Source organism: Stenotrophomonas rhizophila (genome assembly GCF_000661955.1).
In the GTDB taxonomy this organism is placed as follows: Bacteria; Pseudomonadota; Gammaproteobacteria; order Xanthomonadales; family Xanthomonadaceae; genus Stenotrophomonas; species Stenotrophomonas rhizophila.
Window position 1 is genome coordinate 3,141,513 of record NZ_CP007597.1, and the last position, 19,575, is coordinate 3,161,087.

Here is a 19,575-nt window from a genome sequence, read left to right on the forward strand (position 1 = left end):
GGGGTCGATCAGGGCGTAGCGGCGCGCACGCTGTAACCGGCCAGGCGCCAGACCCGGTCTTCGTCCAGCCGGAACGACACCAGCTCGCGTACCGGCTGGGCGCTGTTGGCAAACCGGGTGGGGAAGCTGACGTTGATGTACAGCCCTTCGGGCACGGTTGCGCCGGCGGCGTACTTGACCCGGGTCACCACCGGCTGGCCGCGCGCCGCCAGCGCGCCGAGGCGCTTGCGGTCGGCGTTGAGCTGACTGACGAAGGCCTGCTCGGTGACCGACTTCTTCGCCACGGCCGAGGCGCCTTTCCATGCCTCGGCGGCGCGGTTGGTGTCCACCAGCTGCGCCACCTGCAACGCGGCTGCACTCATTTCCGCATCCTGCTTGTGCACCTGCGCCTGCTGCGCCGGGGTCAGGGCCGGGCGTGCAGCGGGTGCGGCGGCCGGTGCCGGGCGCGCAGGGGCCGGCGCGGGCGTGGCCGGCGGCGGGGTCTGGGCCTCGGCAACAGCAGCAAGCAGGAACGAAGACAGCAGCAGCGGAACACGCATCAGGACACCGTTGGCTGGAAGGATCCAAGCCAGTCTACGGGAACCCCGTGAGTGGTTCGTCAGTTGCGTTCGGCGGTTTCCGGCGAGGGTTGGCCGACGTCGCTGGCAGTGCGCTCGGCCGGCGCGTCATGGCCGGGCGCAACGCTGGACGGCAGCAGCGTGGACACGTCGATCTCCGACAGCGGGCTCTCGTCCGGGCAGGTGGCATCGGGGAAACCGTAGCGCTGCTTGAGCGTCTGCCCGCAGCTGTTGACGGTCTCCAGTTCGGTGCCTTCGCGCTTGCAGGTCTGGTCGAAGGCGATCAGGAACGCGTCCTTGCGCCGCACGAAATCATCGCCACATTTGCGCATCTGCTTGATCCGCTCCAGGTCGTCCTGCACCGCGTTGGTGCCATCCAGCCCGAACTGGCGCAGCTCGTCGCTGGTCAGCAGGCGCAGGCTGCGGTTGGGCACGGTCATCATCAGGTCGGCCACGCCCACCGCCACGCCGTTGCGCTGCAGGTAATCCTTGACGTTGTCGTAGACCTCATGGAGCTCGCGGTTGAGCTCGGCCCGCGAGGTCGCCTTGGAACTGATCCGCATCATCCGATGGATGCCGACCTTGCCCGCCACCAGGCGGTTGTCGCCGGCGGCCAGCACGAACACGCAGGCGCTGTGGCAGACCGAGCCTTCGCGGATCCAGATGGTCCAGTTGGATTCGCCGATGCGGTCGCCGGCCACGATCGCCGCTTCCACCTGGCCACCGCTGGAATCCAGGTCGAGCACACGCTTGGAGATGCGTTGCGCGTCGGCCACCATCGCCAACCGCGCCACCAGCTCGGAAAAGCCGGGGTTGATCTTGCCCACGTAGCGCACCCGCACCAGCCCGCGCTCCACGCACGGTGCCAGCGCGGCGTCGATGCTGGCGCGGTCCAGCGTTTCCAGCGCGATGCCATCGCCGCCTTCGCCGGCGTAATCGGTGTCGCAGCTCACCCACGCCTTGCCGTTTTCCAGCGCCGCCTCGCCCCAGCCCTGGTCGCCGCGCTTGGGCGGCAACGGGGCCGGTGCCGGCGCATCGGCGGCGTTGAACGACACCATGTGGTCGCCATCGGCGGTCTGTGCACGCACCGCCTTGTCGGCGGCAGTGACGTTGCCGGGATTCTCCAGCTGGCTGCAACCGGCCAGACCCAGGCACAACAGGGGCAACCACCACGACTTGAGCAACATGAACGACCCGGTATCCGTACGAAGGAGCGCGCGCAGCGGCGCGTGAACACACAGTCTAGTGTGCGCGACCGTCTGCGCGGGAACCTGCCCTGAACCAGCGCGACCGGCCGTCGCATTGCTGTCCGAAAATGGCGAGCCGAGCGCCGCGGCCGGGCATAGACTGGGCCCCATGGACACCGCCCTGCCCCTGGACTACGCCGCCTGCGAAAGCGCCCGCCTCGCCCGCGATGCCCGCTTCGACGGGGTGTTCTTCACCGCCGTGCGCAGTACCGGCATCTACTGCCGGCCCGTGTGTCCGGCGCCCCCGCCGAAGCCGCGCAACGTGGACTACTACCCCACCGCTGCGGCGGCCGCGGCGGCCGGGTTCCGTCCCTGCCTGCGCTGCCGCCCGGAACTGGCGCCGGAGGCCCAGGACGCCCTCAGCAACGAAACGCTGCAGCGCGCCCTGGCCCTGATCCACGATGGCTACCTGCAGGACGCCGCCGTACCCGCGCTGGCCACCCGGCTGGGACTGAGCGCGCGCCAGCTGCAGCGCCTGTTCGTGGCGCGCCTGGGCGCGGCGCCGGCGCAGATCCATGCCACCCGCCGCCTGTTGCTGGCCAAGCAGCTGCTGACCGAAACCGCGCTGCCGGTCACCGACGTGGCCATGGCTGCCGGCTACAACAGCCTGCGCCGCTTCAACGCCGCCTTCGTGGACGGCTGTGGCATGCCGCCCACCGCGATCCGCCGCCAGCGCGGGGCCCTTGATGATGGCGCGCTGACCCTGCGCCTGGGCTATCGGCCGCCGCTGCATTTCGCCGCGATGCTGGATTTCCTGCGCCGTCGCTCCATTCCCGGCATCGAGTGCATCGACGCGGACAGCTATCAGCGCGTCATCGGCCCGCCCGAACGGCCCAGCGTGCTGCGGGTCAGCGCCGACCCCAAACGTGCCGAACTGCGCCTGCAGCTGGGCCAGGTCGACCCGCGTGCCATTCCCGGGATCGTGCGCCGGGTGCGTCGCATCTTCGACCTCGATGCCGACCTGCGCATCGTGCACGCCACGCTGGCGCAGGACCCGCTGCTCGCGCGCGGCATCGCACTGCGCCCCGGGTTGCGCGTGCCCGGTGGCTGGGATGGCTTCGAAGTGGCGGTGCGCGCGGTGCTCGGCCAGCAGGTCAGCGTGGCCGCCGCCACGACCCTGGCGCGGCGCGTGGTGGATCGGTTCGGACAGGACCTGGCGGGCATGCCGGCCGGACTGGACCGCCAGTTCCCCACCCCGCAGGCACTGGCCGAGGCGCCGCTGGAAAGTATCGGGCTGCCGAAAACCCGCGCCGCCACCGTGCGCGCCGTGGCCCTGGCGGTAGCCGAAGGCCGCCTGGATTTCAGCGCCGGCCAGCGGCTGGAGAGTTTCGTCGAACGCTGCGTGGCGTTGCCCGGGATCGGGCCGTGGACCGCGCATTACATGGCACTGCGCGCATTGGCGCTTCCCGATGCCTTCCCCGCCGGCGACCTGGTGCTGCAGCAGGTGCTTGGCGGCCAGACCCGCCTGAGCGAACGCGCCACCGAAGCGCGCTCGCAGGCCTGGCGACCGTGGCGCGCCTATGCGGTGCTGCACCTCTGGCACCTGTCCACCCCCACTTCCGGAGCGACCCCATGACCCTGTTCTACGACACCTTCGACAGCCCCATCGGCGCATTGACCGTGGCCGGTGACGCCCAGGGCATCCACCACATCCTGTTCGAGAACAACCGCTACGACGCCAAGGGCCGCGCGCAGTGGCAGCACGACGCCGATGCACTGCGCGATGCGCGTACGCAACTGCTGCAGTACCTGCAGGGCGAGCGCCAGCGCTTCGCCTTGCCGCTGGCCCCGCATGGCACGCCCTTCCAGCTGCGCGTGTGGAAGGCGCTGGCCGACATTCCGTTCGGCCAGACCTGGAGCTATGTGGAGCTGGCCCGCCACATCGGCCACCCCACGGCCAGCCGCGCGGTCGGTGCCGCCAACGGCCGCAATCCGTTGCCGATCGTGCTGCCCTGCCACCGGGTGATCGGCAGCAGCGGCGCACTCACCGGCTTCGGCGGCGGGCTGCCGACTAAGGCCGCGCTGCTGCAGCTGGAAGCGCACACTGGCGCGCTGTTCGCCTGATCGCGCAGGTGATGCACACGGCGCACCTGGCCTGACCCTGCCATCGGTTGTCTTCGCCGCGTCACCCCACCGGACTATCATGGCCGGATGACTTCCGTCCGCCTTTCGTTGGCGCTTGCCGCCACCCTCGCGTTGACCAGCTGTGCCAGCGTTCCTTTCGACTCTGCGACGGCGGGCCGCGTGCCGGTTGCCGCGCCCGCTACCACGCCGAAGCTGCTGCTGGTGTCCATCGACGGCCTGCGTGCGGACATGCTCGACCGCGGCATCACCCCCAACCTGTCGCGCCTTGTCGACGGGGGCGTGCGTGCACGCTGGATGACCCCGTCCTATCCGTCCCTGACCTTCCCCAACCACTACACCATCGTCACCGGGCTGCGTCCGGACCACCACGGCATCATCCACAACAGCATGCACGAGGACGCACTGGGCAGCTTCCGTCTGAGCAAGCGTGAAGCGGTGACCGATGCACGCTGGTGGGGCGGCGAGCCGATCTGGGTGGGCGCGGAAAAAGCCGGTGTGCGCACCGCGACGTTGTCATGGCCCGGCAGCGAGGCCGCCATCCAGGGCGTACGCCCCAGCCAGTGGCGCACCTACGATGCCAGCGTGCCGTTGCCCGACCGGGTGGACCAGGTGCTGGGCTGGGTCGGCCAGACCGATGTCGATGCGCCGCGGTTGGTCACGCTGTACATGGAACAGGTGGACCACGCCGGCCACGACCATGGCCCGGATTCGCCGGAATATGCCGCCGCGATCGGCGAGGTCGACCAGGCGATTGGTCGGCTGCTGGACGGCCTGCAAGCGCGCGGGCTGGAGAACAGCACCAACGTGATCGTGGTGTCCGACCACGGCATGGCCAGCGTGCCCGACGGCCAGACCATCGCCATTGAAGACATGGTCGACCCGACGATTGCCACGGATGTGTCGATGGGCCAGTCGGTGGGGTTTGCGCCCTTGCCGGGCAAGCGCCGCGAAGCCGAAAAGGTGCTGCTGGGCGCACACGCGCAGTACGACTGCTGGACCCGGCAAACGTTGCCGGCGCGCTGGCACTACGGGTCCAACCCGCGCATTCCGCCGATCGTGTGCCAGATGCACGAGGGCTGGAACGCACTCAGCCGCGCCAGCGTGGCCACCCGCGCGCCCGGTACCCGTGGTTCGCACGGGTACGACAACGCCCTGCCCTCGATGCGCGCGGTGTTCATTGCACGCGGCCCGTCGTTCAAGCAGGGCCAGACCATCGCAGGCTTCGACAACGTCGACGTGTATCCGCTGCTGACGCGCCTGCTGGGCGTTCCAGCGGCCCCCAACGATGGCGATGCCGAGCGGCTGCTGCCGGCGTTGCGCTGATCTGCATCCCGCGCGCGCCGCGCGGCCTGTGCGTGACGCATAAAAAAAACGCGGCGCAAGCGCCGCGTTTTCTTCGACCCGCCAGGCGGGATCAACCGGCCTTGGCGACAGCCTTCTTGGCCACGGCCTTCTTGGCCGGTGCCTTGGCAACGGTCTTCTTGGCGACCGGCGCAGCTGCGCCCACGGCCACCTTGCTCACCACGTGCGAGCGCGAATTGCCGTAGCTGGCGTTGAAACGCTTGCCCTTGGCGGTCTTGCGGTCACCCTTACCCATGTCGTCAACTCCTTAGTCTGAAACCTGATTCTGATTACCCCGCACTGACACGGGTTCGGCGGGGCCGCCCTCTCAGGCGCCCCCGCGCACGATCTGGAAGCCTACCATGCGCGCTCTCAATGAGCACAGCTGGCGTCGTGGACGTGGCCGTGGTTCAGGCGCAGGTTGACCAGATGGGCCACGCCGACCAGCACGCCGCCCAGGGTCATCACCACCGCATGCGGCACCGCCGAGTGGTGCAGCGGGTCGTACAGCAACCCCGCCCACAGCGCGGTCAGGCCCGGAATCAGAAAGGCCAGCGCGCGCAACGCGCCGTGCCGGCGCCAGCCCCAGACCAGGCTGAACAGGCCCAGCAGGGTGACAAAGCTCACCAGGGCCAGCTCTACGCCGTCGCCCATCCAGACCGACAGCCCCAACGACGGCGCAGCCGCCAGCAGCACCGGCAGCACAGCGCAATGCACGGCGCACAGCAACGAGCCGGTGGCACCGAAACGATCCAGCAGATGGCGAACACGAGCGAACAGGGGCATGACTTCCAGCAGGGTCGGCGAAGCGTTATGGAATAATATAACATCAATCCTGACGCGCACCCTTGCCTCCCCCTGACTTGCCCTCCCCCGTCCCATTACGGGATTCGCGCGCCCCACCATTGATATATTGTAACAATTGACCGAAGGCCCTTGCCCTATGCGCTCCAGCTCCCTCCTGCTCACCCCCCACGCCCTGTCCCTGGCGCTTGCCGCCGCCCTGCTGCCGTCGCTGGCCATGGCCGCGGACGCCCCCGGCACCCACCGCGACGGCCACCTGACCGAACTGTCCACCGTGAAAGTCACCGCCTCGCCGCTGCAGGGCGATGCAGAATCGCTGGCCCGCCCGGTCGACGTGCTGGCCGGTGAGCGCCTGGACGAGCAGAAGGCCGGCACCCTGGGCGACACCGTGGCCAAGCTGCCCGGCGTGCAGAGCACCTTCTTCGGCCCCGGCGTGGGCCGCCCGATCATCCGTGGGCAGGAAGGTCCGCGCGTGGCGGTGCTGTCCAATGGCATGGGCAACATGGATGCCTCCACGGTGAGCGCCGACCATGCCACCAGCATCGAGCCGTTCCTGGCCGATCAGATCGAGGTCCTGAAGGGCCCGGCCACGCTGCTGTTCGGCAGTGGCGCGATCGGCGGCGCGGTGAACGTGGTGGACGGCCGCATCGCCCGCGAACTGCCGGACCGTCCGCTGAGTGGTCGCGCCGAACTGCGCGGCAATTCGGTCAATGATGAGCGTAGCGGCATGTTCCGCCTGGACGGTGTCAGCGGCAACGTCGTGCTGCATGTGGACGGCCTGGTCCGCAACGGCGATGACTACCGCATTCCCGGCTATGCGGTGATCGACGGCCTGGAAGACCACAGCGGTCACGACCACGCCGAAGGCGACACCGACGAACCGCGCCGCGGCCGGCTGGACAACAGTTCGATCCGCACCCGCGCCGGTGGCGTCGGTGCCACCTGGCTGGGCGATGACGGCTACTTCGGCGTGTCCGCCAGCACCTACCGCACCAACTACGGCATTCCCAACGGCGCGCACGTGCATGCCGACGACGACCATGGCCATGACCACGATCACGACCATGGCGACGAGGAAGAAGGCGACGAGCATGACGTCCGCATCGACATGGTGCAGAACCGCTTCGAGGCCAAGGGCGGCATTTACCAGCCGACCTCGTTCCTGAAGAACATCAGCCTGCGTACCGCCTACACCGATTACGAGCACACCGAACTGGAAGCCGGCACGCCGGCCACGCGCTTCACCAACCGTGGCATCGAAGGCCGCCTGGAAGCGGTGCAGGAACAGATCGGCGGCTGGGACGGCGCGTTCGGCCTGCAGTTCGGCAACAGCGACTTCGGCGCGAAGGGCGAGGAAGCGTTCGTGCCGGACACGGGCACGAAGAACATCGGCCTGTTCGTGCTGCAGGAAAAGCAGTTCGGCCCGTTCAAGCTGGAACTGGGCGGCCGCCATGACCAGGTGAAGCTGGACCCGACCGGCGATTACCGCGCGCGTAAATTCGACGCCACCAATCTCTCCGCGGCCGGCATCTGGACCCTCAACGACGCCGTCGATCTGCGCTTCGGCATCGACAGCTCCGAGCGCGCTCCGACCAACGAAGAGCTTTACGCCGCCGGTGCGCACATCGCCACCCGCTCGCTGGAGATCGGCGATGCAAACCTGAAGACCGAACGCGGCCAGCGCGTCGAACTGGGCATCCATACCCACAGCGACCGCGTCGACTTCTCCGCCTCGATCTACCAGACCAAGTTCAAGGACTTCATCTACCTGGCCGACACCGGGGTGGTCGAATCGCTGCCGGTCCGCCTGTGGACGCAGCAGGACGCCACCTTCAAGGGTGCCGAAGCGGAAGCGCTGTTCCACCTGTTCGAGGGCAACGCGGGTGATTGGGATCTGCGGGTGTTCGGCGATTACGTGAAGGCGGAGCTGGATGGCAGCGGCAGCCGCAACGTGGACATCGCCGTGCCGCACGGCGATCACAACCACAACTACACCGTGGAGCTGGCCAACACCGGCTATCTGCCGCGGATCGCGCCGGGCCGGGTAGGCGCGGACCTGCGCTGGTCGCGTGACGGCTGGCGCGCATCGGTGGGCGCGGTGCGTTACAGCAGCCAGAAGGACGTGGCGCAGAACGAGGATACGAGCAAGGGCTACACGCTGGTGGACGCGCACCTGGCCTACCGTTGGGACCGCAACGACAGCAACAGTTACGAGGTCTTCCTGGACGGCAACAATCTGACCAACCAGGAAGTGCGCCCGCACACCTCGCTGCTGCGCGACTACTCCCCACTGCCGGGCCGCGGCGTCGCCTTCGGTATCCGCGCCTTCTTCTAAAACACGCTTTGCGACTGGGGTCGTTTGATCACCCTGAGGGGGCCGATAGGCCCCCTTTTTTTTAAGCCAAGAGCGCTGTTTCCGTTTGCTACCAAGCTGGGCGGGGGTGTGTGGGTTCACGGGACACGCTGCAAGTCCCGCTCCGCGGCCCGGCCCAGCCGCTGGCGGCTGTGCGTTCGGACGCATGCGAGGCAGTGCCTCGCAAGCAATGCGCCCTCACCCATGTAGGCTCCGTCGCGCCATCCATGGCGCTCAGGGTCCCGTGAACCCACACACCCCCACCCTCGACAGTTGGTTGGTGGCCCAAAAGCAAAGAGCAACCGCAACCGCCAAAGCAACATCAACAACAAGATCAACTGCCATCGCAACTGCGAAAGCAATTTCTAAAGCAACAACCGCTCCGATAACCAATGCGAGCGTCGCAGTAAACAAAAGCCGCGATGCCCAGCTGTTTGCCAGCGCGCGCGTGGTCTGTGAGATGGGGGGCGGGTACGCGGTTCCAGGACCGTTGGGCGCCATGGATGGCGCCCACGAGCCCCCATGGATGGGTTCACGGCGTGTCCTGGAACCGCGTACCCGCCCCCCATACACGCCAACCACAGGCCACCGCCAAACCGCTTCGGCTGTGGCTGCGGCTGTGGCTCCGGCTTCGGCTGTGGCTCTGGCTCCGGCACTTGACCTTTTACGTGCATATACACGTATGATCCAGCCAGACCACCCGGCGCGCCCCCATGGACCCCACCACCGCCAGCCCATGCACCTGCTTCCGCCTGCGCCGCGCCTCGCGCCAGCTCTCGCAGATCTATGACAGCCACCTAGCGCCGGCCGGGCTCAGCCTCAACGCCTACTCCATCCTTCGCCGCGCCCCCGCGCCCCGCCAGCTTGGCGAACTCGCCGACGCCCTCGGCATGGACCGCACCACCCTCACCCGCAACCTCAAACCCCTCCTCCTCGCCGGCTGGCTCCAGGAACAACGCGGTCACGACGCCCGCCAACGCCTCATCGCCATCACCCCCGCCGGCAAAGCCGTCCTGCGCCGCGCCCGCCCCCTCTGGCAGCGCGCCCAGGCACACATCGAACGCGCCTTCGGCACCCTCCCCACCACCCACCTCAACACCCTCCTCGACCAGCTCGACCACGCCCTCGCGCCTGGAGCCCCCGCATGAACGCCCAGCCCGCCACCCCGCGCGCCCCGACCATGCACTGGGGCCTGCTCGTCGCCGCCTCCGCCATCCTCATGGTCACCATGGGCGTGCGCCAGACCAGCGGCCTCTACCTCGACCCCATCCACCGCAGCACCGGCGTCAGCATTGTTGAAATCAGCTTCGCCCTCGCCATCGGCCAGTTCGTCTGGGGCGCCGTACAACCCGTGTTCGGCGCCGTGGCCGACCAGCGCGGCGCGCTCCCCGTACTGCTGTTCGGTGGCGTCCTGCTCGCCATCGGGCTCCTGCTGGCCCCCTACCTCACCAGCCCGCTCGGCCTCAGCTTCAGCCTTGGTCTGCTCATGGCCGCCGGTGCCGGCGCCGGCAGTTTCTCCGTACTGATCGGCGCCACCGCGCACCGCCTGCCCGCTGAAAAACGCTCCTTCGCCGCCGGCCTCATCAACGCCGGCGGCTCGCTGGGCCAGTTCGTGTTCGCCCCGCTCGTGCAATGGATCATCAGCAGCGCCGGCTGGGCCCGCGCCATGTTCACCATGGCCGCCATCACCCTGCTCTCGCTCCCCCTGGCCTGGCCCCTGCGCCGCCGTGCCGGCGACCACGCCGCCGGCGCCAGCAGCGACGAGGACGGCGGCCTTCGCGCACAGCTGCGCCTGGCCGTGCGCGACCGCAGCTACTGGTGCCTGCACCTGGGCTTCTTCACCTGCGGCCTGCACATCGCCTTTCTGGTCACCCACCTGCCCGGCGAAATCGCCCTGTGCGGGCTGTCGCCCACCGTCGCCTCCACCTCGATCGCGCTGATCGGCCTGTTCAACATCGCCGGCAGCCTCATCGTGGGCGCGCTCGGCCAGCGCTACCGCATGAAGTACCTGCTGTTCTGGATGTACGCCAGTCGCGCGGTGATGATCGGCCTGTACCTGGTTGCCCCGCCCACCCCGACCACCTTCTACGTGTTCTCCGCCGCGCTCGGCTTCACCTGGCTGGCCACCGTCCCGCCCACCGCCGGCCTGGTCGGCAAGCTGTTCGGGCCACGCTACCTCGGCACCCTGTTTGGCTTGACCCTGCTCTCGCACCAGCTCGGTGGCTTCTTCGGTGCGTGGCTGGGGGGCGTGGCGCTGGCCCATTCCGGCAACTACCTGTGGATGTGGTACGCCGACATCGCGCTGGCCGCCATCGCCGCTTTGGTCAACCTGCCGATCCGCGAAGCGCGCTATGGTTGCCACGGTGTCCCCACCTCCCGTTGATGCCGGTGCACGATGACCGAATCCTTCCCTGCCGGTTCACGCCTGGACCGTGACGCGCTGGTCGCGCTCATCGCGCGCATCCAGGCCGCACCGGGCACCGAACAGGACACCGATGCCGATATCCAGCGGCTGGTGGACGCCGTGCTCGATCCGGACGCGGTGAACTACATCTTCCATGCGGACCTGTCCGCGCCCCAGATCGCCGATCGGATCCTGCAGTACCGTCCGCGGGTGCTGTGAGCTGACACTACCAGGGCGCGCGATCGTCGTACCGACGGCTTCACGCCCCGCAGACCTTTCCGCATCCTGCCCCACCCCCGTCTCATCGGCCCCTTCCGTTGCGGACATTTTCGTCCGAAGATGTCTCATGACCTCCCAACGTGCCGATGCGGCTGCCCGCCGCGCCCTCATCCTGGACGCCGCCGATGCGGTGTTCGGCCAGCATGGCGTCACCGCCCCGCTCGACCTGGTGGTCGAACGTGCGCAGGTCGGCCGCGCCACGCTGTACCGCAATTTCCCCGACCGCACCGCGCTGGTGGAGGCGCTGCTGCAGCGCACGGTGGCCCGCATCAACCGCCAGGTGCAGAGCCTGGGCGAACGCGATGATGCCTTGTTCGACGTGCTCGAAAGCATGGCCGCCCGCATCGTGCAGTCGCCGGCGTTGTCGGACTACTGGCGCGCGGTGGACCCCGATGACCCGGCCATCAAGGCCGCCCGGCACACCATCTGGGGCCTGCTGGAAGCGCCGATCCAGCGCGCGATCGCCGCCGGCCTGTGCCGGGCGGACCTGCAGGTGACGGACATTTCACTGATCTCAGGCATGCTGGGAGCCGCGCTGCGTGGCAAATCCCGCGAAGAGCGGGCCAAGCTGGTGGCGCGCGCCCTGCAGTTGCTGCGTACCGGACTGCAGGGACCCGTCGACGCGGAGGGCTGATGGCGCAGTACCTCAAACCGATCCCGGACTGGGAAGACCACGAAAAGCCGACCCTGCCCGGCTCGGCGTCGATGCCGTGGCATCCCTGGCACCGGCGCGTGGCCTATGCCGCCGTGGCGCTGCTGGTGGGCATCACCGGCGGGCTGGGCAATGCGCTGGTCACCGCCAACCTGCCGTTCATGCAGGGCCAGCTCGGCCTGACCCCGGCGCAGGGCAGCTGGCTGGTGGCCGCCTATGCGATGGTCAATGTCACCGCCAACCTGCTCGCCTTCAAGTTCCGCCAGCAGTACGGCATTCGCCTGTTCGCCGAAATCGGCCTGGGCCTGTATGCCGCGCTGGCGGTGCTGCACCTGTTCGTGGGCAGCTATGAAACCACCGTGCTGACCCGCGCGGCCAGCGGGTTCGCCGGCGCTGCCTGCAGCACCCTGGGCACGCTGTACATGCTGCAGTCGCTGCCGCGCAAATACACCGGCAACCTGCTGGTGATCGGCGTGGGCATCTCGCAGCTGGCCGTGCCGATCGCCTGGCTGGTGTCGCCGGGGCTGGTGGACACCGGCCAGTGGCACAACCTGTACCTGTTCGAGGCCGGCCTGGCCCTGTGCGCCTTCGCCGCGGTGGTGGTGTTGAAGCTGCCGCCGGGCGTGCAGATCAAGGCATTCGAGCCGCTGGACTTCCTCACCTTCGCCCTGCTCGCCCCGGCGGTGGGCCTGCTGGTGGTGGTGCTGGCGCAGGGCTACGTGCGCTGGTGGCTGGACACGCCGTGGCTGGGGTGGGCGCTGGTGGCCTCCGTCGCGCTGGCCACCGCCGGCTTCATCCTCGAGCACTACCGGCGCAACCCGCTGCTGCAGACGCGCTGGCTGGCCAGCCTGCCGGTGCTGCACTTCATCGTCGGCGCGTTCCTGATCCGCTTTCTCACCACTGAGCAGTCGTACGGCGTGGTCGGGTTGATGCGCCAGCTGGGCATGGGGCCGGACCAGATGCGCCCGTTGTTCGGGGTGATCCTGGCCGGCGTGGTCACCGGCATCGCGGCCGCCTCGCTCACCTTCGGCCCCAAGCGCATCATCGCCCAGCTGCTGATGGCCATTCTGCTGCTCGGCAGCGCGGCCCTGCTCGACCAGAGCCGGACCAGCCTGGACCGCCCGCACGACTTCTACGCCAGCCAGTTCCTGGCGTCGGTGGGTGCCGGCATGTTCATGGGGCCGTTGATCATGCTTGGCATCACCCAGGCATTGAAGCAGGGTGTGGACCACATGATCACCTTCCTGGTCACCCTGTCGATCACCCAGACCCTGGGCGGGTTGGCCGGCTCGGCGGTGCTGGGCACCTACCAGCTGCACCGCGAGCAGCTGTATTCCAGCGCACTGGTCAGCCAGCTCGACCCGGCCGACGGTGTGGTCGCACAGCGCCTGAAACAACAACAGCAGCTCTATGCCGGGTTGATCACCGACCCGGTGCAGCGCAGTGCGCAGGGCACGGCGCAGTTGGCGCTGACTGCCCGCCGCGAAGCCAACGTGCGCGCCTTCAATGATGTGTTCCGGCTCAGCGGCACGGTCGCGCTGGGCTTCCTGGGCTGGTTGCTGCTGCTATCGGTGCGTACCGCCGTCCTCAAGCAGTGGCGCAAGCGCCACCCTGCCCCCTCTTCCCCTTCAGTCGCGGCGCCGTTGCCCGCCCCGCCCCGATGAGCCCCCCCATGCCCACGCCCCCGCCCCGCGACGACAGCGCACCCGAGAACGTCAACCCGGCCCCGCCGACCGATGCCGCCCCGGCCAGCAGTGCGGCCGCGGCGGGGGCGGTGCCGCCGCCGAGCGCGCCCAAGTACCTCAAGCCGAGCACCCGCAGCGTGGTGATCATGATCGTGATCGCGCTGCTGGGCATCGCGCTGATCCTGCGCGCGTGGTCGTTGTGGCCGTTCGACAGCACCCGGGTGAGCACCGACAACGCCTACGTGCGGGGCCAGATCACCGTGCTGGCGCCGCAGGTCAATGGCTATGTCACCGAGGTGCTGGTCAAGGATTTCCAGCACGTGAAGCAGGGCGACCCGCTGGTGCGCGTCGATGACCGCATCTACAAGGAAAAAGTGGCGCAGGCCCAGGCCGACCTGGACAGTGCCAAGGCCGCGCTGGCCAACTCCGACCAGGCCCAGGCGCAGAACCGCGCGCAGATTGGTGCCGCGCAGGCCAACCTTGTTGCCGGCCAATCGGAGCTGGCGCGGTCACGCACCGAGCTCAAGCGCTATGAAGCCCTCGCCGCGCAGCAGCTGGTGGCGCTCAGCGACCGCGACAAGCTGCGTACCGGGGCGCAGTCGGCGCAGGCGGCCGTGCTGCAGTCGCAGGCGCAGATCCGCATCGCCGAGGAAACGCTGACCTCCACCCAGGTGGCACGCAAGAGTCTGGAAGCCCGCGTGGAAACCGCGCAGGCGCAGCTGGAACTGACCCGGATCGACCTGGCCAACACGGTCATCCATGCCCCGCGCGACGGCCAGATCAGCGAAGCCTCAGTGCGCCTGGGCCAGTACGTCACGGCCGGCTCGCAGCTGCTGTTCCTGGTGCCGGACACGCTGTGGGTGGTGGCCAACTTCAAGGAAGGCCAGACCTGGAAAATGCGCATCGGCCAGCCCGCCTCGTTCAAGGTGGATGCCTTCGACGGTGAAAAGCTGCACGGGCACATCGAGCAGATCGCCCCGGCCACCGGCTCGGAATTCAGCGTGCTGCGCCCGGACAACGCCAGCGGCAACTTCACCAAGGTGGTGCAGCGCCTGCCGATCCGCATTTCCATCGACCCGGACCAGCCGCTGGCCAAGCGGCTGCGCCCGGGCATGTCGGTGGTGGTGAAGGTGGATACGGCGGCAGACGGCAGCGATACCGCCGCGGCGGAGCGCCGATGAAGTTCAACGCATTGGCGCAGAAGGCGGCCAAGGGCAGTGCGCCGGCGGCTTACGGTGGTGCGCTGGAGGTGGAGCAGCTGATCGCCTTCGCCCTCGAACATGGTGCTGCGGGCGCCGACGAAATCGAGCGTCTGTGCGCCCTGCATGGCTGGTTGGAGGACGGCCTGCTGCCGGATGGCCGTCGCGTGGTGCCGTTCGCGCGATGGGCGACCGCCTGCGCGGCGTACGCGCGCGACGGTGTTGCCGGACTGCGCGCCCTGCTGGCCGATCCGGTGATGGCCGCCTTCGCAATCGACGTGCTTGAAGCGGTACGCACGCGCGACGCCGTCGCCGAACTGCTTGCCTACTGCGAACGTGCCGACTGGCGGGCGAGCGACGCGGACGCAGCGCCGTGGAGGGCGCTGGGTGCGTTGAACCTGCAGCTTTCCTTCGACGACAGTGTGCCGATCGATGCGACGCTTCAGCATGCGCTGTACGAGACGGCCGTGAAGGCATGGGATGCGACCTCTGTTACGCACCTCAAGGCCGTCTCGCTCTACGCCCTGCGCGGCGCCCCCGTGGCCGCATCGCTTGCGTGGGTTGATGCGCTGCTCGTGGCGGACCCCGATCTCGTATCCGCCCGCCGGGGCGTCCTGAAATGTCTCACACGCCGCCTGGATGCGAACTACGCAGCCCCGGACGCCCGGAAGCGGCGTGAGATCGCGAAGGCACGCAGCAGGGCCACCTGATCACCGGGGCGGCCAGGCATGGCGTGGCTCTGCCAAGGGGATGATCGATCCGGGAGATCGCGTAGAAAAGGCTCTTCTCCCATCACCATCAGAGGGGGGCGTCTTTGTTGCAAGGGCGGGTGCCGGGGTGTGCGGGCGCCGTTTGGATCGGCCGGCGTCTCCGATCGGGCTGGTCGCGAGCGTGAGGGCCCCGTAGCAGCCGGTAGGCCCCTGGCGCAAATGTCCCCCGGCCGCAGGGCGGCCTCCTCCTTTATTTTGCCCAGGAGCCTACCGGCTGCTACGGGGCTCGGCTTGCGGTAAGCAGGGGAAGCCAGGCTTTCTGGCCCTGTCGGTGGGTCGGGCGCTGGGGCCCCATGCCCTTGGAGGCGAAATAAAGGAGGAGGTGGCGGCCGCAGGCCGACGCCGGAGGACATTCGCCGGAAAGGGCATGGGGGCCCAGCGCCCGACCCGCCGACGGCCGCGCCTGGAAAGCGTCAAGGGGCGTTTCTGCTTGTCCCGCATATGGGCGAAAAACCAAAGAAAAGCCGCGCAGGGCGCGGCGATTTTTGCAGGGAGCGCACCGACCAACGGTCGGTACCTACCCGGCGCAGCGCGCGCAGAGGCCGTGCACTTCCAGGGTCTGCGCCTGCGGCTGGAAGCCCAGCTCCTTGGCGCGCTTTTCCAGCTGGCTCACGATCTCCTTGTCTTCCAGTTCCACCGCACTGTGGCAGCTGTTGCAGATCAGGAACGGCACCGAATGCTGCGCGCTGCTGGGATGGTGGCAGGCCACGAACGCGTTGACCGATTCGAGCTTGTGCACGAAACCGTTGGCCATCAGGAAATCCAGCGCGCGGTACACCGTGGGCGGGGCGTCGGCACCGACGCCCTTGCCGTTGCGCACCCACTCCAGCAGTTCGTAGGCCTTGACCGGCTTGCCGGCCTCGGCGATGAGGCGCAGCACGTTGGCGCGGATCGGCGTCAGGCGCAGCCCGCGTTCCGAGCACACGCGTTCCACCACCTTCACGAAGTCGGATGCGTCGTGGACGTGGTGGTGCGGGGCGGTACAAGCGGATTTGGCAGGCATGCGCGGTCTCCTGTGGTCAGGCCGTCGGTACTTTAGTGAGTGCGACGTCGATGCGTTTCAAGGCCTCTTCACGCCCGGCCAGGAATACCGTCTGCGAAATGTCCGGGCTGACCTGGGTGCCGGTGATGGCCACGCGCAGCGGCTGGGCCACCTTCCCCATCCCGATCTCCAGCGCCGTGGCCACCTCATGCAGCGCCACCGACACGCCCTCGGCGGTCCAGTCGGAAACCCCCGCCAACAGCTCGCGGGCCTTGCCCAGCGGCAGTTCCGCGCCCGGCTTGAAGTGCTTGGCCACGGCCGCCTCGTCGTACTCGGTCAGCGGCTGGTACCAGACCACCGCCTTCTCGGCCATCTCCTTCAGGGTCTGCACGCGGTCGCGCAGTGCCACCACCACGTCGGCCGGGGCCGGGCCGGCGGCCAGATCCAGGCCCAGCTTGTTCAGCTGGTAGACCAGGTGCGGGGCGATGCTGTCCGGCGTTTCGGTCTTCAGGAAGTGCTGGTTGACCCAGCCCAGCTTGGCCATGTCCAGGCGCGCGGCCTTGGAATTGCAGTTGGTCACGTCGAACAGGTCGATCAGCTCCTGGCGGCTGAACAGTTCCTGGTCACCGTGCGACCAGCCCAGCCGGGCCAGGTAGCTCAGCAGCGCATCGGGCAGGTAACCGGCGTCCTTGTACTGCATCACGTCGGCCGCGCCGGTGCGCTTGGACAGCTTGGCGCCCTGCTCGTCCAGGATCATCGGCATGTGGCCGAACTTCGGCACGGGCGCGCCGATGCCTTCGTACAGGTTGATCTGGCGCGGGGTGTTGTTGATGTGGTCATCGCCGCGGATCACTTCGCTGATGCGCATGTCCCAGTCGTCCACCACCACCGCGAAGTTGTAGGTGGGGAAGCCGTCCGGGCGGAAGATGACCATGTCGTCCAGCTCGCTGTTGGCGATCTCGATGCGGCCCTTGATCAGGTCGTCGAACACCACCGTGCCCTCGAGCGGGTTCTTGAAGCGGATGACGCGGTTGGGGTCGTCCTTGTACGGCAGGCCCAGGTCGCGCGCGGCGCCGTTGTAGCGCGGCTTTTCCTGCCTGGCCATCGCCGCTTCGCGCATCGCGTCGAGCTCTTCGCGGGTTTCGTAGGCGTAATAGGCCTTGCCGTCGGCGACCAGCTGCTCGGCCACTTCCAGGTACCGGGCCACGCGCTGGGTCTGGTAGATCGGACCTTCGTCGTAGCCCAGGCCCAGCCAGTCCATTGCCTCCAGGATCGCGTCGATCGCGCCCTGGGTGCTGCGCTCGCGGTCGGTGTCTTCGATGCGCAGCACGAATTCGCCGCCACGGTGACGGGCCTCCAGCCAGCAGTACAGCGCGGTGCGGGCGCCACCGATGTGCAGGTAGCCGGTGGGACTGGGGGCGAAGCGGGTGCGGCAGGTCATGGAAGGCTCGGGGAACGGGAATCCCCCGATTTTACCATTACCCCCGGGAGGGCACGGAGGCGGCGGGCGCCCCCTCCGTCCGGCCTCCTTACGGCTGCGGCTGCGGCGCGGGCTTGCGCGGGAAGGACTGCTCGCGCATGGCCGCGTGGTAGGCGAAGGACGCCACGATGGCGGCGGCCTGCTTCAGGTCTTCCGGTTCGGCGTGGTCCCAGGTATCGAGGTGGCTGTGGTGGACGTTGGTGAAGTAGTCCAGCCGGTCCTGGATGAACTGGAAGCCCGGCAGGCCGATGCGGTCGAAGCTGATGTGGTCGGTGCTGCCGGTGTTGCGGGTGGCCACGGTGGTGGCACCCACGTCGTGGAAGGGGGCCAGCCAGGCCTCGAAGATCGGCACGGCCGCCATGTTCTCCTGCGCGTAGATCCCGCGGAAGCGGCCCGAACCGTTGTCCATGTTGAAGTAGACCTGGAACTTGCTGTAATCGCGGGTCTTCTGCAGGGCACCGGTCGGTTCGCGCAACGAGGCCGGCAGCGCCTTCTGCGCCGCATCGGCAGGCTCGGGGAAGCCACCGAAGTGCTTGGCCACATAGGCCTGCGAGCCGATCAGCCCTTGTTCTTCACCACTCCACAGGGCCACCCGGATGGTGCGCTTCGGCTTGGCGCCAGCGGCCTTGAGGATGCGCATGGCCTCCATCATCACCGCCACGCCGGCGGCGTTGTCGGCGGCGCCGGTGCCGCTGTGCCACGAATCCAGGTGCGCGCCGATCATCACCACTTCATCGGGTCGGCTGCTGCCGCGGATCTCGGCCAGCGTGTTGTAGCCCGGCTGGTCGGTCTGGTCAGTGAAGCGCGCCGCGACATCCACGCGCAGGCGCACGGTCTGCTTGGCCTCCAGCGCACGCACCAGCGGATTGAAATGCTCGGCGATCATCGCCAGCTCCGGAATACCGACCGATTCACCCGCCTTGCGCGAGCCACCGCCGGCAACACGGATGATGCCGTTGTCCCAGCTGCTGATGCTGATCGAGGCCAGTGCGCCTTCGTCGACAAAGAAGGCGTTGACCTTGGCCGCCAGCGCCTGCTTCTCCTGGTACTCCTTGACCCGCTTGGCGCGGTCGGCCGCCACGTCCTTGTCCTTGGGCAGGGTGAATTCCTGCAGGCCCTCCAGCGAGGTTGCGTCATGCCGGTGCGAATCGGCGTCGGTGCCCCGCTTGTACTCGCGCGCCTCGCCCAGCAACAGGATCTTCCCGCGCAGTTTGCCGCGGTACTTCTCGATGTCGTCGGGCTTCTTGATGTCCACCTGCACCAGCTCGCCCTCGACCGGGCCCTGGGTACCCGGCGTCCAGGCCTTGGGCAGCGCATGCAGTGGCTGCACGCGATCGCCCAGCATTTCCACGCTGGCCGAGGTGAATTCCCAGCCACGGCCGAAGGCATCGAAGGCTTCGTCGTGGACGTTGTCCAGCTTCCAGTCGTTGAACCGGCCGCGCGTCCAGGCGTTGGCGCGTCCCATCGCCGGCGAGTTGGTCAGGCGCGGCCCGATGCGTTCGGTGAGGTAGCTGAAGGTGTCCATCACCTGGGACTGGTGGAAGGCCTGCTGGCGGATCTTGCCCACCATGTCCAGGTCCACCGTTTCGCGCTGCTGCGCCATTGCATTGCCACCCATCGCCAGCGCTACAGCCAGCACGCCCCACTTCAGCCCGCTCCACTTCAACACGCCCCACCCCGGCCCTTCGGCACTGCTCGTCAAGCCATCGAGTCTAGCCAGCGCGAGCGCCTGGCCCC

Annotated in this window: 18 protein-coding genes; 11 read left to right on the forward strand and 7 right to left on the reverse strand. The window is 68.4% G+C overall.

Going from position 1 to position 19,575, the window contains the following annotated elements; genetic code table 11:
* Window positions 1-8 precede the first annotated feature (8 nt).
* Both DX03_RS13570 and DX03_RS13575 read right to left on the reverse strand, forming a co-directional pair.
* On the reverse strand, window positions 9-542 hold the full coding sequence (locus DX03_RS13570; protein WP_038689535.1) for a DUF4019 domain-containing protein: 534 nt from the start codon (window positions 540-542) through the stop codon (window positions 9-11).
* A gap of 56 nt (window positions 543-598) precedes the next feature.
* Window positions 599-1,744, reverse strand: a complete 1,146-nt coding sequence (locus DX03_RS13575) for a COG3904 family protein (protein WP_038689537.1) — start codon at window positions 1,742-1,744, stop codon at window positions 599-601.
* 169 nt (window positions 1,745-1,913) lie between these two features.
* On the opposite strand from DX03_RS13575, the gene DX03_RS13580 reads away from it, so the two are divergent.
* The 3 genes from DX03_RS13580 (at window position 1,914) to DX03_RS13590 (ending at window position 5,212) form a co-directional block, all read left to right on the forward strand.
* Window positions 1,914-3,380 carry a DNA-3-methyladenine glycosylase 2 family protein gene (locus DX03_RS13580; protein ID WP_038689538.1) on the forward strand — a complete coding sequence of 489 codons (1,467 nt, stop codon included), beginning with the start codon at window positions 1,914-1,916 and terminating at the stop codon, window positions 3,378-3,380.
* The gene (locus DX03_RS13585; protein WP_038689539.1) at window positions 3,377-3,868 is read left to right on the forward strand and encodes a methylated-DNA--[protein]-cysteine S-methyltransferase; all 492 of its coding nucleotides are present in this window, start codon (window positions 3,377-3,379) and stop codon (window positions 3,866-3,868) included. Before DX03_RS13580 ends, DX03_RS13585 begins: the two co-directional genes overlap by 4 nt.
* 87 nt (window positions 3,869-3,955) lie before the next feature.
* Window positions 3,956-5,212, forward strand: coding sequence for an alkaline phosphatase family protein (locus DX03_RS13590; RefSeq protein ID WP_038689542.1), 1,257 nt, complete (start codon window positions 3,956-3,958; stop codon window positions 5,210-5,212).
* 91 nt (window positions 5,213-5,303) lie between these two features.
* On the opposite strand, the gene DX03_RS13595 is transcribed toward DX03_RS13590, so the two are convergent.
* Together DX03_RS13595 and DX03_RS13600 are read right to left on the reverse strand one after the other, a co-directional pair.
* Window positions 5,304-5,486, reverse strand: coding sequence for a 30S ribosomal protein THX (locus DX03_RS13595; protein WP_038689543.1), 183 nt, complete (start codon window positions 5,484-5,486; stop codon window positions 5,304-5,306).
* Between the two features lie 116 nt (window positions 5,487-5,602).
* Complete coding sequence (locus tag DX03_RS13600; RefSeq protein ID WP_038689545.1) at window positions 5,603-6,016, reverse strand: MerC domain-containing protein; 414 nt, start codon at window positions 6,014-6,016, stop codon at window positions 5,603-5,605.
* Window positions 6,017-6,173: 157 nt separating this feature from the next.
* Between DX03_RS13600 and DX03_RS13605 the strand changes: the two genes are divergently transcribed.
* The 8 genes from DX03_RS13605 (at window position 6,174) to DX03_RS13645 (ending at window position 15,316) form a co-directional block, all read left to right on the forward strand.
* A complete protein-coding gene (locus tag DX03_RS13605; protein WP_038689546.1) occupies window positions 6,174-8,369 on the forward strand; it encodes a TonB-dependent receptor in 2,196 nt (731 codons plus the stop codon).
* A 731-nt stretch (window positions 8,370-9,100) separates the two neighbouring features.
* Window positions 9,101-9,535 carry a MarR family winged helix-turn-helix transcriptional regulator gene (locus DX03_RS13615; RefSeq protein WP_038689550.1) on the forward strand — a complete coding sequence of 145 codons (435 nt, stop codon included), beginning with the start codon at window positions 9,101-9,103 and terminating at the stop codon, window positions 9,533-9,535.
* Window positions 9,532-10,770, forward strand: a complete 1,239-nt coding sequence (locus DX03_RS13620; protein WP_051598866.1) for an MFS transporter — start codon at window positions 9,532-9,534, stop codon at window positions 10,768-10,770. Before DX03_RS13615 ends, DX03_RS13620 begins: the two co-directional genes overlap by 4 nt.
* A 12-nt stretch (window positions 10,771-10,782) precedes the next feature.
* Window positions 10,783-11,010 carry a hypothetical protein gene (locus tag DX03_RS13625; protein WP_219335231.1) on the forward strand — a complete coding sequence of 76 codons (228 nt, stop codon included), beginning with the start codon at window positions 10,783-10,785 and terminating at the stop codon, window positions 11,008-11,010.
* Between the two features lie 127 nt (window positions 11,011-11,137).
* Window positions 11,138-11,704, forward strand: coding sequence for a TetR/AcrR family transcriptional regulator (locus tag DX03_RS13630; protein ID WP_038692396.1), 567 nt, complete (start codon window positions 11,138-11,140; stop codon window positions 11,702-11,704).
* Entirely contained in the window at window positions 11,701-13,386 is a 1,686-nt protein-coding gene (locus DX03_RS13635; RefSeq protein ID WP_038692398.1) for an MFS transporter, read from the forward strand. The genes DX03_RS13630 and DX03_RS13635 overlap by 4 nt, the downstream gene beginning before the upstream one ends.
* A gap of 8 nt (window positions 13,387-13,394) precedes the next feature.
* The gene (locus DX03_RS13640) at window positions 13,395-14,588 is read left to right on the forward strand and encodes an HlyD family secretion protein (RefSeq protein ID WP_038689551.1); all 1,194 of its coding nucleotides are present in this window, start codon (window positions 13,395-13,397) and stop codon (window positions 14,586-14,588) included.
* Window positions 14,585-15,316, forward strand: a complete 732-nt coding sequence (locus tag DX03_RS13645) for a hypothetical protein (protein WP_038689554.1) — start codon at window positions 14,585-14,587, stop codon at window positions 15,314-15,316. Before DX03_RS13640 ends, DX03_RS13645 begins: the two co-directional genes overlap by 4 nt.
* Window positions 15,317-15,893: 577 nt before the next feature.
* On the opposite strand, the gene DX03_RS13650 is transcribed toward DX03_RS13645, so the two are convergent.
* From DX03_RS13650 to DX03_RS13660, 3 genes are all read right to left on the reverse strand, one after another.
* Window positions 15,894-16,379 carry a Fur family transcriptional regulator gene (locus DX03_RS13650; RefSeq protein ID WP_038689556.1) on the reverse strand — a complete coding sequence of 162 codons (486 nt, stop codon included), beginning with the start codon at window positions 16,377-16,379 and terminating at the stop codon, window positions 15,894-15,896.
* Between the two features lie 16 nt (window positions 16,380-16,395).
* Window positions 16,396-17,799 carry a glutamate--tRNA ligase gene (gltX, locus tag DX03_RS13655; protein ID WP_038689557.1) on the reverse strand — a complete coding sequence of 468 codons (1,404 nt, stop codon included), beginning with the start codon at window positions 17,797-17,799 and terminating at the stop codon, window positions 16,396-16,398.
* A gap of 88 nt (window positions 17,800-17,887) precedes the next feature.
* Window positions 17,888-19,456: a M28 family metallopeptidase gene (locus DX03_RS13660; RefSeq protein WP_051598997.1), complete on the reverse strand. Its 1,569-nt coding sequence runs from the start codon at window positions 19,454-19,456 to the stop codon at window positions 17,888-17,890.
* Between the last annotated feature and the right edge of the window lie 119 nt (window positions 19,457-19,575).